A 15,290-nucleotide genomic window follows, 5' to 3' on the forward strand; every position below is an offset into this window, starting at 1 on the left:
GAGCCTGCCCGAACCGCCCAGGGACAGGCCCCAGGAAAGGATGGCATGGCTGACGACCATCCTGGAGCATCACAACTATCTGTACCATACGCTGGACAAACCGGTCATCAGCGATGACCAGTACGATGCCCTGTTCCGGGAACTGAAAGCGCTGGAGGAAGACTATCCGCAATGGCGCAGCCCTCACTCGCCCACGCTGCGTGTGGGCGGCGGTTTGCTGGGCGGCCTGCCCAAACAGCGTCACCGTCAGCGCATGTATGGTCTGGACAACGTCTTTTCCGCCGAGGAATGGCAGGAATTCGTGGCCCGCATGCAGCGCGCCCTTCCCGAAGCACCTTTGGCCTTCTGGTGCGATCCCAAGCTGGATGGTCTTGCTCTGGAGATCATCTATGAGGATGGCGTCCTGCAACAGGCGCTGACCCGTGGGGACGGAGAGGAGGGCGAAGTGGTCACCGAGGCCGTGCGTACCATCCGTACGGTCCCCCTGCGACTGCGCGGGACCGGCCCCTTCCCGGAACGGCTGGAAGTACGCGGCGAGGTGGTCATCTATAAAAAAGATTTTGCCGCCATCAACGAGCGCCGGGAATCCCTGGGCCAGAAGCTCTTGGCCAATCCGCGCAATGCCGCTGCCGGGGCCCTGCGCCAGCTGGATGTCGCCAACACCCAGCAGATGCCCCTGCGATTCCTGGCCTACAGCCTGGGCGAAGCCCGCTGGGGACAGGCGGAACCCTGCCACTTCCAGCATGAACTGGCGGCCCGGCTGCGTGACTACGGTTTTTTGACGCCGCCTGACGGCAAACTCTGCGCCGATCCGGCCGCTGTAGAAGCCTATGTGGAAAGCGTGCGTCAGGGCAGGGCGGATTTTCCCATGGAGATCGACGGTGCCGTGGCCAAGCAGGATGATCTGGAAGCGCAGGAGGCCCTGGGCTTTACGGCCCGCGCACCGCGCTTTGCCATCGCCTTCAAATTCCCGGCCATGCAGGTGCATACCCGTCTGACCGGTATCGAGATCCAGGTGGGGCGCACCGGTGTCCTGACCCCCGTGGCCCAGCTGGAACCGGTGGCCGTGGGCGGAGTCATGGTCACCCGCGCCACCCTGCATAACGAGGACGAGATCCTGGCCAAGGACGTACGGGTAGGGGATACGGTCATCGTGCAGCGGGCAGGCGATGTCATCCCCGAAGTGGTGGGCCCGGTGCTGGAGGAGCGTCCTTCGGGCGCACGACCGTTCGAATTCCCGCATATCTGTCCCGTCTGCGGCGAGCCCGCCCATCGCGAACCCGGTGAGGCGGCCTGGCGCTGCGGCAATATCTCCTGCCCGGCGGTGCGCTTGCGCTCCATCTGCCATTTCGTGTCCAAAGCCGGTCTGGATGTGCAGGGCGTGGGTCAGAAATGGATAGAGCAGCTGGTCAGCAGCGGGCATGTCACCAGCCCGAAACAGCTGTTCCGGCTCACGGTACAGGATCTGCTGCCCTTCGACCGTATGGGGGACGTGCTGGCCCGCAAGATCGTGGATGCTTTCGACGATGCCCGCCATAATGCCACGCTGGCCCGCCTCATCAGTGCTCTGGGCATCCGCCATGTGGGCGAACAGACCGCCCGCATGCTGGCGGCGCATTTTTATGATATGGATGCCCTGGCGGCCGCCGATACCCAGCGTCTGCTGGAGCTGCCGGACGTGGGGCCCGAAGTGGCCAGCTCCATCCGCAGCTTTTTTGAAAGCCCGGCCAATCAGCACATGCTGGCCGGCTTGCGCGAGGCAGGCCTGTGGCCCGTGGCTGCGGCGGAACCTGCCGAGGCAGCCGGGGAGGGCCCCCTGCAGGGAAAGAACATCCTCTTCACCGGCACGCTTTCCATGGCGCGAGGCAAGGCTAAACAGCTGGCCGAGGCGGCCGGTGCCGTGGTGCTGGGCAGTGTGAGCAAAAAACTGGACATCCTTGTGGTGGGCGAAAATCCGGGCAGCAAACTGGAAAAAGCCCAAAGCCTGGGGATCACCGTTCTTGATGAAGCAGCTTTTTTGGATCTGCTTGCTGACAGGACGGACGCATAACTTTCAACAGAACAGGACAGGTGAAGCAATGAGCACGCCGATCATCGTCATGGGTGCCAATGGCCGTATGGGCCGGACCATCTGCACGCTGGTGCAGGAAGACCCCGCCTTCACGCTTGCGGGCGTGGTGGAACGCAGCGAATTTGCTGCCGGTCTGGCCGCGCTGCCGTGCCCGGTGAGCCAGAATGTGGAAGATCTGCTGCAGGATCTGGACGGCAAAGCTGTCGTCGTGGATTTCACCGCTCCCGAGGTCAGCCTGGCCACGGCCCGTAGTGTGGCCAAGTTCGGTGCGGCCCATGTGATCGGCACCACCGGCTTCACCAATGAACAGAAGCAGGAACTGGCAAAGCTGGCCGAAAGCTGCCGTATGTTCTGGGCCCCCAATATGAGCATCGGCGTCAACGTGCTGCTCAAGGTCCTGCCCGAGCTGACCCGTGCCCTTGGTGAAAAGTACGATATCGAGATGGTGGAGCTGCATCATAACCGCAAGAAGGACTCCCCCAGCGGTACGGCCCTGCGTCTGGGCGAATGCCTGGCCGAAGCCCGTGGCTGGGATCTGGATGACGTCCGCTGTTCCGCCCGTGACGGCATCATCGGTGAGCGCCCCAAGGCGCAGATCGGCATCCAGGCCATTCGCGGCGGCGATGTGGTCGGTGTGCACACGGTCTACTTCATGGGCCCCGGCGAGCGCATCGAAGTGACCCATCAGGCCCACTCGCGCGAGACCTTCGCCCAGGGGGCCCTGCGGGCCGCTGCCTGGCTGTGCGGACAGCAGCCGGGACGTCTGTACGGAATGCAAGACATTTTCTAGAAAATATCTTGAATTTTGACGGGCCCTGCGGTAGGCTCTACACAAATCACGCAGGAAAATGGCGTCGCAGACGCCTACGGGGGCCCCATGCCACAGGTAGCAGCACGCATCAACGACGAGCAGGAACGCTGGCTCAAGGATTACTTTCGTACCAAGAGCGCCGGAGCTGAATTCATCCTGCCCTGGGCCGTGGATACGTTTTTCCGCGCCATGGCCAACATCAAGCAGATGTTCACCGTGGGCGAACTGAAGACCATCGTGGAAGCGCACAAGGATACGCGCCTGCTGCCTGACCACACGCGTTTGTCCTATCTGCTGCTGCGGGTCAGCGATGCCTGTGAGCTCAACAACCTGCACACCCGGCATGGCGCCAGCCGCTCCAGTCTGGAGAGCAAGCTCAAAAGCCTGGATGATACCCAGGCCACAGCCTTGATGGTCTGGGCCTCGGCTTTCTGGGTGAGCCGGAACTGTTCCGCCGGCAACCTGGACGAATACATCAGCGCTTACTAACAAGGACGCCCTGCGCAAGCAGGGCGTTTCTTTATACTTTTTTCTGCATTTCCGGGCCTTCACAGGCCTTTTTTTCGGCCTTATAACTAAAAGGACCGCCGCATGGCGGTCAGTTTTGCCATTTTTCCACACTGCCGTATCCGGGATCAAACCGGCCTTTACTCATGCGCGTACTTCATACATCGGACTGGCATCTTGGCCGCTCGCTTTTCGGCCAGAAACGCTACGAGGAATTTTCGGCTTTCCTGGACTGGCTTGCCCGCACATTGCAGGAAAAAGAAGTGGATGTCCTGGTCGTTTCCGGGGACATCTTCGATAGCGGCACGCCCAGCAACAAGGCCCAGCGCCTGTATTATGGTTTTTTGCGGCAGGTCTATCTTTCCTCCTGCCGGCATGTGGTCATCACTGCCGGCAACCATGACTCTCCGTCCATGCTGGGGGCTTCGCGCGAGATCCTGCAGGTCCTGGACGTCCATGTGGTAGGCAACCTTCCCGAAGATCCTGAGGAAGAGATCAAAGTCCTGCGTGATGCCCAGGGCAAGGTCGCCCTCATCGTCTGCGCCGTCCCCTTCCTGCGTGATGCCGACATGCGTCTGGTGGAAGAAGGGGAGAGCAGCGGCGACAAGGAAAGCAAGATGCAGGAGGCCATCCGCCGGCACTACGCGCAGGTCCTGGAAGAGGCGGCGGCGCTGCGGGATCGTCTGGCGCCTGATGTCCCCCTGCTCTGCATGGGGCACTTGTTCACTGCCGGTGGCCAGACCGTTGATGGCGATGGCGTGCGTGATCTTTATGTGGGCTCGCTGGCGCATGTCCCGGCGTCCATCTTCCCGCCGTGCGTCGATTATCTGGCCCTGGGGCATCTGCATGTGCCGCAGCGGGTAGGGGGCATGGAGCATATGCGCTACAGCGGCTCGCCCCTGCCCATGGGCTTTGGTGAAGCCTCGCAGTCCAAAAGCGTCTGCCTGATAGACTTTGCCGGGCGTTCGGCCCGTGTGGAGTTGCTGCCTGTGCCGGAATTCCAGAAGCTGGAGCGAGTGAGCGGTTCCATGAGCGATATACGCAGCCGCCTGGCAGCGCTGCGGGACAGCGGCAGTTCCGCCTGGCTGGAAGTGGTCTATACCGGCGATGACCTTGAGGGCAGCCTGCGTCAGCAGGTGGAGACGGCCGTGGCCGGGAGCGGGCTGCGCGTCCTGAAGATTCGCAATGCGCGTCTGCTGGACAGCCAGCCGGGCCTGGACGATACGGGCAGGAACCTTGAAGAACTGAGCGAGACGGAAGTTTTTTCGCGCTGTCTTGCCGCCCGGAAGATAGAAGGCGCCCAGGCCGATCTGCTCATGCGCCTGTACGGCGAGATCCTCACCGCCATGCACGAAACCGACAGTAACGCCGAATAGAGGCCGCCATGCGCATCCAGAACATACGTTTCCAGAACCTCAATTCCCTGACCGGTGTCTGGGAGATAGATCTTACCAGACCCGACTTCGTCTCCGCCGGTATCTTTGCCATCACGGGCCCTACGGGGGCCGGCAAGACGACCATCCTGGACGCCATCTGTCTGGCCCTGTACGGGCGGACGCCGCGGCTCAAGACCCTGAGCGACAGCGAGAACGAGATCATGTCCCGTCAGACCGGGGAATGCATGGCGGAAGTGGTCTTCCAGATCGCCTCCGGGCGCCGTTACCGCTGCCACTGGAGCCAGCGCCGGGCCCGGAAATCCCCGGAAGGCAGGCTCCAGGCGGCCCGGCACGAGATCGCGGACGCGGATAGCGGCCAGATCATCTGTGCTCAAAAAAGGGATATGGCCAGGGTGGTCACCGAAATCACCGGGCTGGATTTTGACCGCTTCACCCGCTCCATGATGCTGGCGCAGGGCGGTTTTTCGGCGTTCCTCGATGCTTCGGCCGACAGCCGGGCCCCCATTCTTGAGAGCATCACCGGCACGGAGAAGTACAGCCGTATCTCCATGCTGGTACACGAGCGGCACCGGCAGGAAAAGCTCCTGCTGGAAGACATGCGCAAGGAACTGGCCGGTAAGCCCCTGCTGCCTGTAGACGAAGAACAGGCTTTGCGGCAGCAGCTATCCCGCCTGGAAGACCAGAGCCGCCAGTCCAAAATCCGGCTGCAGCAGCTGCAGCAAGCCTTGCAGTGGTTGCAGGGGCTCGATACGGCCCGGGGACAACTGGCCCAGATAGAAGCGGAAGAGGAAAAACTCGTCCTCAAGGAGCAGGCATTTCGTCCGCAGGCTTTGCGGCTGGAGCAGGCGCAGAGGGCTGCCCGGCTGGAAGGCAGCTACTCTGCCTTGCTGCAACTGCGCCATCAGCAAAACCTGCTGACGGAACAGCGGCAGAACCATGCCACGGAACTGCCCCGCTTGCAGGAGAAATTGCAGGAAGCCCGGCACAAACAGGATGAATGCGCCCGCCAGCTCGAGCAGGCCAAGGCCGAGCAGGCCCGCCAGACACCGTTGCTGCACCAGGTCAGGGCCCTCGACATCCAGCTGGAAAGCTCGGAAAAGGAAGTTCGCCGTGTTCTGCTGGAAGTTCGCCAGCAGGAACAGGCCCTTGCTTCATTGAAAGCTCGCTGTGACAGTCGGCGGCAGGCGCTTGATGATATCCTTCGACAGCAGGCCTCCGTGGAAAGCTGGCTGGAAAAGCATGCGGCGGACGCCGGACTGGTAGAGCAGCTGAGCGGTATCGAGGCCGGTATCCAGCGGGCGCATGATCTGGAGCAAAAGCAGCAGCAACGGGATATGGCCCTGCGACAGATCAGCCAGCAACTGGAGAAGGGCAACGCGCGACTGGCCGAACGTCTCCGGCATCAGGAAGTCGCCGCTGCAGAACTGGCTCAGGTGGAGAACAGACGCCAGCAGCTGGTGGAGGAAAAGGAAAAACTTCTGGAGGGGCGCTCCCTGCTTCAATGGCAGGAGGAATACAACGGTATCCAGAAAAAGATCCTGCTGTTGCAGGCTGTTGAGAAATCCCTGAAGGATGTTTTCCTGTATCATGCCGAGTTGCAGCGCTGGCGGCAGCAGCTGCAGCAATGGCAGGAGCAGCGCGAGCAAAGCAAAGCCTTGCTGGAACAGCAACAGGCCTTGCGGGATGCCCTGGAGATCTCACTGGCCAGCCTGGAGCGTGAACGCATGCTGGCTCTGCGCATCGCCAGCCTGGAGCAGCACCGTGCTTCGCTTGAGGAAGGACATGCCTGCCCCTTGTGCGGTTCGCTGGAGCATCCCTACCTTTTGCAGGGGCTGCCGGCTTCCGATAACTGGCAGCAGGTGGAGGACGTCCGCCGGCGCTTCGCAATGACGGATCAGCAGTGTGCCGCCTTGCGGGAACGGCTGACAGGTCTGGAGCAAAACCTGCTCGTCGGTATGGAGAACGCCCGCTCGCTTCAGGACAAGCTCCAGGGATCACAAGAATATCTTGCCCAGTTGGCAGAGAAGGCCGGTCTGCCTTCCCTGTTGCGGGAACCTCCGGAAAGTGCCGCTACTTTCGTGCGGGAACAGCAGGAGCGGCTGACCGAACTTTTGCGGCAGCTTTATCAGCGGATCTCCGCAGCAGGCAAGCTTGAAGAAACCTGCCGGATGCTGGAGAGCAATGTTCCCCGCATGCAGGAACAGAAGACGATGCTGGATCAGGCCGTCGAGCAGTTCAAACATGAGCTGGCTCTGGCCACTGCCGAGCAGCAGCGCATGCGGCAGGAGTTGGCGCAATTGCGGCAAGAGGGAGAGCAGGGAAGACAGGCGCTCGACACGATGCTGGCTGCCTATGGTCTCGGCATCGCCGGAGGGGAACTCCTGCATATATCATCTGCCTTGAAGACACGCCGCACGGAATGGGAACGTCAGACGGCTGCCCTTTCACGCCTGGCCGCTTCCCGGCAGGAGCTCGAGCTGGCGGCAAGCCAGCATGACCAGGAAGTGAAGTCGCAACAGGCGCACCTGGAGTCGCAACAGCGGGAAGCCCGGGAGCGCGAAGGGCAGTGGAAAAAGCTGCACGAGCAGCGCCTGGCCCTGTTTGCTGAAAAAGATGTCCAGGAAGTCGAGGCCGATCTGGCCCAGGCGGTGACGCGGGATGAGCAGCGGCTTGCCGATCAGACGGCCGCAGTCAGCAGGATGTCGGATGTGGTCACCATGACAGAGTCCGCCATCAGAGAAAAAGATGCCTTGCTGGCCAGTATCGCCGAACAGACGGTGCACGCCGGTCAGGCCTTCGCACAGGGCCTGCAGCAGGAAGCCTTCACCGACGAACGGAGCTTTTTGCAAGCCTGTCTGCCTGCGGAAGAAAGAGAAGGGCTGGAGCGCTTGTCGCAGGAGTTGCACGAAGTCCGCATGGAACTGGCAGGACGGAGCAGGGCGGCCAGGGAGCATCTGGCCACCGAGACCGCCAAGGCCCTGACGACAAAAAACAGGGAAGAGCTGGGGCAGGAGCTGGCAACGCTGGAACACCAGCAGGCAGCCCTGCAACAGGAACAGGGCTCATGCCTGCAACGGCTGGCGGACAATGAGCGCGTGCGGCAGGAGCAGCGCCTGCTCGTGGAACGCATCGAACAGCAGGAACGCGTGTTCGAGCAATGGTCCGCGCTGCAAGAGTTGATAGGTTCCGCTGACGGAAAAAAATTCCGTAATATCGTCCAGCAGATGAATCTTGAATTGATGGTCGCCCATGCCAACCGCCAGCTGGTCAAAATGACCGACCGCTATGTGCTGGAAGTGGGCAACGGGCCGCTGGAGCTGAATATCCACGACAACTACCAGGCCGGGGAGCTGCGCAGTACCAAGAATCTTTCCGGGGGGGAAAGCTTCCTTGTCAGCCTGGCTTTGGCCCTGGGGCTCTCCCAGATGGCCAGCCGTACCACGCGGGTCGACTCCCTGTTCCTTGATGAAGGCTTCGGCACGCTGGATGAAGATGCCCTGGATACGGCCCTGAGTACTTTGGCCAGTCTGCAACAGCGGGGGAAGCTCATCGGCATCATCTCTCATGTGCAGGGATTGAAGGAACGGGTCCCCACCCAGATCGAAGTCCTTCCCGTCGGTGGTGGCAGAAGTCGTATCTTTGGCCCCGGATGTCAGAACAAAGCTGACCTTGATAATTGATAATATATCCTGTTAATAGCGTGACATATGACAAAACTCCTGAAAACGGCTTAAAATCGATTTTAAGCCGTTTTCAGGAGTTTATGATTATTGGGTCGAAAAAAAATTTTTAAGGGCTTAAAATCAAAATTTGAGCTGTACATTTTTGAAAGTCATTCCTGATAATTTATTTCAAAAGCCTCCGAAAGGCAGGCACAGGCAGTATACTGCAAAAATTACCTCCTGAAAGCCAATTATTTAAAGCTTTACATGAACTTTATGGAGGATTTTTCCCTCCTGCCACTCTGTCAGAGAGCAGCGTCCAAAAATTGTCCACCTGTCCAAAAATTAGCCATATCCCGTGCCGGGATTGCCGTCAGCATCTTTGTTGTTTTCTGGCGCTGAATGCGCTATACAAGGGGACTTCACAGGAAATTATTTGTTTAAGGAGCAAATATACCATGACTGACGAAAAGAATCTGTCCACCTTCGAAGAAGGCAGCGAAGACTTCGCCGCCATGTTCGCGGCCCAGGAAGCCGGCACTGTGCGCCTGCAGCCTGGTCAGAAAGTGACGGGCACCATCATCACCATCACCGGTGACTCTGTCTTTGTGGATGTGGGCATCAAGCTGGATGGTATCATGGACCGCAAGGACATCCTCGATGCCGAAGGCAACGAAAGCGTTGCCCCCGGTGACAGCATCGAAGTCTATGTGGTGGGTACCTCCGCTGGTGAGATCCGTCTGTCCCGCTCCATGAGTGGCGCCGGCATGGCCGCCCTGGAAGACGCCCGTGACGCCGGTGTGCCCGTGGACGGCCGCGTGACCGGTACCTGCAAGGGCGGTTACACCGTCAGCGTGATGGGCAAGAACGCTTTCTGCCCCGGCAGCCAGATGGACAGCGTGAGCGTGGCCGACGCCGAAGCCCTGGTGGGCCGCACCATGCAGTTCCTCATCATCCGTGTGGAAAACCGCGGCCGCAATATCGTGGTTTCCCGCCGTGCCCTGCTGGATCGCGAACGTCAGGAAAACCTGGAAAAGGTCCTGGCTTCCCTCAATGTGGGCGATACCGTGGAAGGCCGCATCACCCGTCTGGCCTCCTTTGGTGCCTTCATGGAACTGGCCCCCGGCGTGGAAGGCATGATCCATCTTTCCGAACTGTCCTGGTCCCGCGTGAACAGCGCTGACGAAGCTGTGGCCGTGGGCGACGTGGTGCGCGCCAAGCTCCTGTCCGTCAGCAAGGACGACAAGGGCCGCACCCGTATCTCCCTGTCCCGCAAGAAGGCCGAAGGCGATCCCTGGCTGCAGGCCGCTGACCGTCTGGCCGCCGGTACCGTGGTGGAAGGCAAGGTCGTGCGCATCGCTCCCTTCGGTGCCTTCGTGGAACTGCTGCCCGGCGTGGAAGGCCTGGTGCACCTTTCCGAAATGTCCTGGACCAAGCGCGTGAACAAGGCCGAGGACGTGGTGAACGTGGGCGACGTGATCTCCGTCAAGATCAAGGAGATCAACGTGGAAAGCCGCCGCATCTCCCTGAGTCTGCGTGACGCCGAAGGCGATCCCTGGCAGGATGCCGGCCAGCGCTTCGCTGCCGGTACCGTGGTGACCGGTACGGTGGAAAGCCGCAGCCAGTTCGGCCTGTTCGTGAGCCTGGCTCCCGGCATCACCGGTCTGCTGCCCGCCGGCGTCATCAAGAATGCCAAGAACAGCGGTGACTTCTCCAAGCTGGACAAGGGCGACAGCGTGACCCTGGTCGTGCAGTCCGTGGATACGGCTGCCCGCCGCATCAGCCTGGCCCCCGAAGGTATGGAAGAGGCTTCCGCCGCTGAAGACAAATCCTGGAAACAGCACACTAGCTCCGCTCCCAAGGATGCCGGTATGAGCATCATGGCACAGGCTTTGCAGAAGGCTCTGCAAAACAAACGCTAAGGAGTGTGCCCTGTATGAGGATTAAACACTTTCTCCCTGCCGTGCTGACATTGGTCCTGTTCACGGCAGCGCAATTCGCCCAGGCGGCCAGCCTTCCTGAGTTCAGTGAACTGGCTGCCAAATGCGGCCCGGCTGTCGTCAACATCAGTGCGGAGCGTACCTCCCCGGCTGCTGCCGGTCCTGAGGAATTCTTCGGCGAGATGTTCCGTGGCATGCCGCCGGGAGCGGACCGCTTTTTCGAATTCTTCGGCGGTCCCAATGCGCGCGGAAAGCGTCCTCCGCAAAAACAGATGTCGCGTGGTTCCGGTTTCATCATCTCGCCCGACGGCTACATCGTGACCAACTACCATGTGGTGGCTGACGGCGACAGCATCCAGGTGACACTGGACGAAAGCAACGGCAAGACCGCCCCGCTGACGGCCACGGTCGTGGGAACGGACGAAGACACCGACCTTGCCCTGCTCAAGGTCGATGCCAAAAAGGATCTGCCGTTCCTCAAGTTCGGCGATTCCGACGCCCTGCTGGTAGGGGAGTGGCTGCTGGCCATCGGCAATCCTTTTGCTCTGGACCACACGGTCACGGCTGGTATCCTTTCGGCCAAGAACCGTAATATCCATGCCGGTCCGTTTGACAACTTCCTGCAGACGGATGCCTCCATCAACCCCGGCAACAGCGGTGGGCCGCTGCTGAACATGAAGGGTGAGGTCATCGGCATCAATACGGCCATCATCGCCAGCGGGCAGGGGATCGGCTTTGCCATCCCCAGCAACATGGCGGCCGGCATCGTGGAACAGATCAAGGGCGGCAAAAAGGTCAGCCGCGGCTGGATCGGCGTGACCATCCAGGACGTGGATGAAAACACGGCCAAGGCCCTTGGCATGGAACATCCCTCCGGTGCCCTGGTGGCCAGCGTCCTGGACGGTGAACCGGCGGCCAAGGCCGGCATCGAAGCCGGTGACGTCATCACCAAGGTCAATGGCAAGAGCGTGGAAGATGCCTCGGCCCTGCTGCGAGCCATCGCGGCCCACAAGCCCGGCACTTCGGTGACCCTGGTCGTGTGGCGTAACGGCAAGGCTGTGGATCTGGATGTGACGCTGGGCGATCGCCAGTCCGGCGTCAACAACGGCAAGCCTTCCGAAGCTGGCCAGAAGCAGCAGAACCAGGGCCAGCTTGGCCTGACCGTGCGTCCCATCAAGGATGAGGAGCGCCGCGAACTGAAGCTGGAAGGCAAGGGAGGCCTGCTGGTCCTGGATGTGGATCCCAGCAAGCCCGCTGCCGAAGCCGGAGTCCGCCCCGGTGACGTCATCGTCAAGGCCAACCGTCAGGCTGTGTCTTCGCCCGAAGACCTGTCCAAGATCGTGGCAGGCGAAGGCAGCAAGCGCGGCGCTGTCATGCTGCAGATCAACCGTCGTGGGGAGAACATCTTCCGCGCGGTACCTGTCAGCAGCGGGAAATAATCCCGATATGTGATCGAAAGAGGGGGGCTGAAGCCCCCCTCTTTTTTTTGCCCGGGGCTTGCGGGCCGATAGGGTAAACGATAGAAAAGGGCAGGAGGATACATCATGGCAGTACATCCCCATGCCGGCAAACTGCCGGCGCCCGAGACATTGGAAAACATTCCCGCGCTCGTCAGTGCCTATTATACGGAATCGCCTGATCCGCATCAGGCCGCACAACGTGTGTCTTTTGGAACGTCCGGGCACCGTGGTTCTTCGTTGAAACAGACCTTCAACGAACGCCATATCCACGCCATTACCCAGGCCGTCTGTGATTACCGCAAACAGCACGGCATCAGCGGCCCTCTGTTCATGGGGGGGGATACGCACGCCCTGTCTGAACCGGCCTTCCGCAGTGCCCTTGAAGTCCTGGCAGCCAATGACGTCCAGGTCCGCATCTCCCACGACGGTTCCGCCACCGCGACTCCTGCGGTCTCCCACGCCATCCTGTGCTGGAACAGTGAACACGGTGAGCAGGCGTTGGCTGACGGCATCATCATCACGCCTTCCCACAACCCTCCGGCGGATGGTGGCTTCAAATACAATCCGCCGCATGGCGGTCCGGCCGAAACCGCGGTGACCGCCTGGATCGAGAAACAGGCCAATGCGTATCTTGACCACCTCAATTGCGACGTCCGCCGCCTGCCGTACAGCAGTGCCCGCCGGTCTTCTCTTGTGCAAGGCTATGACTTTACTGCCCGCTATGTGGAAGATCTGCCGCGCATCCTGGATATGGACAGTATCGCGGCTTCCGGCATCGCTCTGGGGGTCGACCCGCTGGGTGGTGCCAGCCTCTCGCTGTGGGAACCCATAGCCGAGCGCTACAAACTGCGCCTGACCGTGGTCAACAAGGCCATCGATCCCACATTCCGTTTTGTCCCCTGCGACAAGGACGGCAAGATCAGGATGGACTGTTCTTCGCCGTATGTCATGAGCGGCCTGCTTGAAATGCGTGACCGCTTCGATCTGTCCTTTGCCTGTGACCCGGACTCGGATCGCCACGGCATCGTGGCAAAAAGCGGCCTGATGAATCCCAACCACTACCTGGCCGCCGTTGCCTGGCATCTGTTCCGCAGCCGTTTCCAGTGGCAGGCCGATGCCAGCATCGGTAAAACACTGGTGACCAGTGCCATGCTGGACAGAGTAGGCCAGGAGCTGGGACGCAAGGTCATCGAAGTCCCGGTCGGCTTCAAATGGTTCGTGCCCTATCTGACGGACGGCAGTTGCGGCATGGGCTGTGAGGAAAGTGCCGGTGCCTCCTTCCTCTGCTTTGACGGCAGCCCCTGGAGCACGGACAAGGACGGTCCCTTGCTCTGCCTGCTGGCGGCGGAAATGGCCGCTCGCGAAGAACGTGGTCCGGACGAGATCTATCGCAGTCTGACGGAGCAGTTCGGTGCTCCGCTGTATCAGCGTCAGGATGCCCCGGCTGATGATCATGTACGTGCCTGTCTCAAGTCCCTGAAGGCTGAGGATGTCCAGATGCGGACAGTGGCGGGATCCCCGGTCACCGAGATACTGACAACGGCACCGGGCAATGGTGCCGCCATCGGCGGGGTCAAGGTTTGCAGCCAGAATGGCTGGTTTGCCATCCGGCCTTCCGGAACTGAGGCCATCTGCAAGGTCTATGCGGAAAGTTTTCTCGGAGAACAGCACTTGCATGCCCTGCATGAAGAAGCCCAGGCTTTGCTGCAGCGCTTGCTGGCCTAACAGATACGAAAATTGGGATCGCATAAAAAAAGGACGCCGTCAGGCGTCCTTTTTTAGCTTCATATCATGTTGCATGCGGCCCACACGGCATCTGCCATCCGGCCTTTCCCACAAGCAAGCCACGTTGTTTCCCCAGGCGGTCTTGCAAGCATAGCCCAACGACAACTGGCGTGGTGTCCCTTACTTAGCGCCGGATCTCCGCAGCCTGGAGCAGAGCAGTGATTTCCGCAGCAGACAGGAAACGGCAGCTCCCCACAGGAAGATCTCCAAGGCCGATGGGGCCCAGGCTGATGCGCTTCAGGCGCAGGATGGTCAGCCCAAGATCCCGGCACATTCGGCGGATCTGGCGATTGACCCCCTGATGCAGCACCATTCGCAACCGCGTATGGCCATTGGCCTGCAAGCGGCTTTCCACTTCGACCGGACGCAATTGCTCTCCCTCAGCCAACGTCATGCCACGGCGCATGGTTGCCAGAGCTGAGGCCGGGACAATACCGCGCACAAGGACGTCGTAGGTTTTGGGTTGATGGTGCCGAGGGTGCATCAGGCGCTGTGCCAGCTCGCCATCATTGGTCAGCAACAGCAGGCCTTCAGAAAAATAGTCAAGTCTTCCAACAGGATAAACTCTATTTCGCCGCATCTCTGTGGTCAGGCAATCCAAAACCGTAGGACGCCCCTGCGGATCGTGCGCCGTACACATGACCTGGATAGGCTTGTGCAGCATGATATAGGAAAAAGAGGTGGGCAGAGCCGCAAGCCGCTGTCCCTCGACCTGGATGACATCATCAGTAAGGATGCGTCTGCCGGGAGAATGTTCCACCATCCCGTTGACCTGGACAGCCCCGGCAAAAATGAGCTCATCGGCCTTGCGGCGGGAACAGTAACCGGAGGCAGCGATGAATTTGTTGAGCCGGACCCCATCCTGCAGGTCATCCTCCAGCCCGGATGGAACCGGCTTGTTCCGTGGAGCAGGGGAGGAATGACCGCCTTGGGGCGATCTGGATACAGGCCGACTTGAGCGGCGTTGGGAGCGTCCATCATGACTATGGAAAGAGGATTTGGCGTGCATGCCTTAGAGGTGTGGCAAAAAAACAGCCATGTCAAGCTCAAGGAAATATGCCTGTGAGGGCAGCTGGGGGAATGATGCGAACAAGGTATCAGCTCAAGCTGGTGTCATGGAAGTATCCTTCAAGTGCTGCTTGAGAAAAATGGCTATCGAAAAATTTGTTTGCCTGATTGGGAGAGAGGAGTGCTGTTTTCGTTCTTACATGGATAAAAGTTTACATAATTATCATTATGGGACAATTAAAATTCATAGGTATTCCAAATGGTAAGAAGCTATTTACTGGATAAGGGTCTCTACGAGGATGTCCTCGTCCCAAACTCCGTGTCTGCCGGGATAAAGACCAAAGCAGAGATTCCCATATGGGACATGGAAGAACGGATACTGACATCTGACCTGACGCACCGCCTGCGTCTGTGCCTTTCCCCGGATCTGGTCATGCCGATGCAATGCCTTCAGATAAAAGCAGGACTGAGATCTTGATCCATGCGGAACCTTCGATCTTTCCATTTTTTTATGCAATTTTATTAGTAATAAATATTATCTAAATTAATTCCTACATTTCCATCTTCCCTGGCGGTAAAAAGACTTCCTACCGGATTTTGCGCCCCTCACGATGTCCATAGCCGGAACTTCCCTCACCCAGTCCCGGTC

At 59.9% G+C, this 15,290-nt stretch carries 9 protein-coding genes; 8 read left to right on the plus strand and 1 reads right to left on the minus strand.

The window, feature by feature from the left end:
- Positions 1-40 precede the first annotated feature (40 nt).
- From ligA to pgm, 8 genes are all read left to right on the plus strand, one after another.
- Positions 41-2,050, plus strand: coding sequence for an NAD-dependent DNA ligase LigA (gene ligA / locus DESPIG_RS05055; RefSeq protein WP_187119502.1), 2,010 nt, complete (start codon positions 41-43; stop codon positions 2,048-2,050).
- A gap of 28 nt (positions 2,051-2,078) precedes the next feature.
- Positions 2,079-2,861: a 4-hydroxy-tetrahydrodipicolinate reductase gene (gene dapB / locus DESPIG_RS05060; RefSeq protein WP_006005788.1), complete on the plus strand. Its 783-nt coding sequence runs from the start codon at positions 2,079-2,081 to the stop codon at positions 2,859-2,861.
- A gap of 87 nt (positions 2,862-2,948) precedes the next feature.
- On the plus strand, positions 2,949-3,371 hold the full coding sequence (locus DESPIG_RS05065) for a hypothetical protein (RefSeq protein ID WP_006005790.1): 423 nt from the start codon (positions 2,949-2,951) through the stop codon (positions 3,369-3,371).
- Between the two features lie 164 nt (positions 3,372-3,535).
- Entirely contained in the window at positions 3,536-4,765 is a 1,230-nt protein-coding gene (locus DESPIG_RS05070) for an exonuclease SbcCD subunit D C-terminal domain-containing protein (protein ID WP_040369295.1), read from the plus strand.
- A gap of 8 nt (positions 4,766-4,773) precedes the next feature.
- Positions 4,774-8,466, plus strand: a complete 3,693-nt coding sequence (locus tag DESPIG_RS05075) for an SbcC/MukB-like Walker B domain-containing protein (protein WP_006005795.1) — start codon at positions 4,774-4,776, stop codon at positions 8,464-8,466.
- A gap of 440 nt (positions 8,467-8,906) precedes the next feature.
- Positions 8,907-10,370 carry a 30S ribosomal protein S1 gene (locus DESPIG_RS05080; protein WP_006005797.1) on the plus strand — a complete coding sequence of 488 codons (1,464 nt, stop codon included), beginning with the start codon at positions 8,907-8,909 and terminating at the stop codon, positions 10,368-10,370.
- Positions 10,371-10,384: 14 nt separating this feature from the next.
- Positions 10,385-11,827 carry a DegQ family serine endoprotease gene (locus tag DESPIG_RS05085; protein ID WP_006005799.1) on the plus strand — a complete coding sequence of 481 codons (1,443 nt, stop codon included), beginning with the start codon at positions 10,385-10,387 and terminating at the stop codon, positions 11,825-11,827.
- A gap of 105 nt (positions 11,828-11,932) precedes the next feature.
- Positions 11,933-13,573, plus strand: a complete 1,641-nt coding sequence (gene pgm / locus DESPIG_RS05090; RefSeq protein WP_040369296.1) for a phosphoglucomutase (alpha-D-glucose-1,6-bisphosphate-dependent) — start codon at positions 11,933-11,935, stop codon at positions 13,571-13,573.
- A gap of 184 nt (positions 13,574-13,757) precedes the next feature.
- Here the strand turns inward: pgm and DESPIG_RS05095 are convergent, their stop codons facing one another.
- Positions 13,758-14,513 carry a pseudouridine synthase gene (locus DESPIG_RS05095; protein ID WP_040369432.1) on the minus strand — a complete coding sequence of 252 codons (756 nt, stop codon included), beginning with the start codon at positions 14,511-14,513 and terminating at the stop codon, positions 13,758-13,760.
- Between the last annotated feature and the right edge of the window lie 777 nt (positions 14,514-15,290).

The organism is Desulfovibrio piger ATCC 29098, assembly GCF_000156375.1.
Taxonomy (GTDB): Bacteria; Desulfobacterota; Desulfovibrionia; order Desulfovibrionales; family Desulfovibrionaceae; genus Desulfovibrio; species Desulfovibrio piger.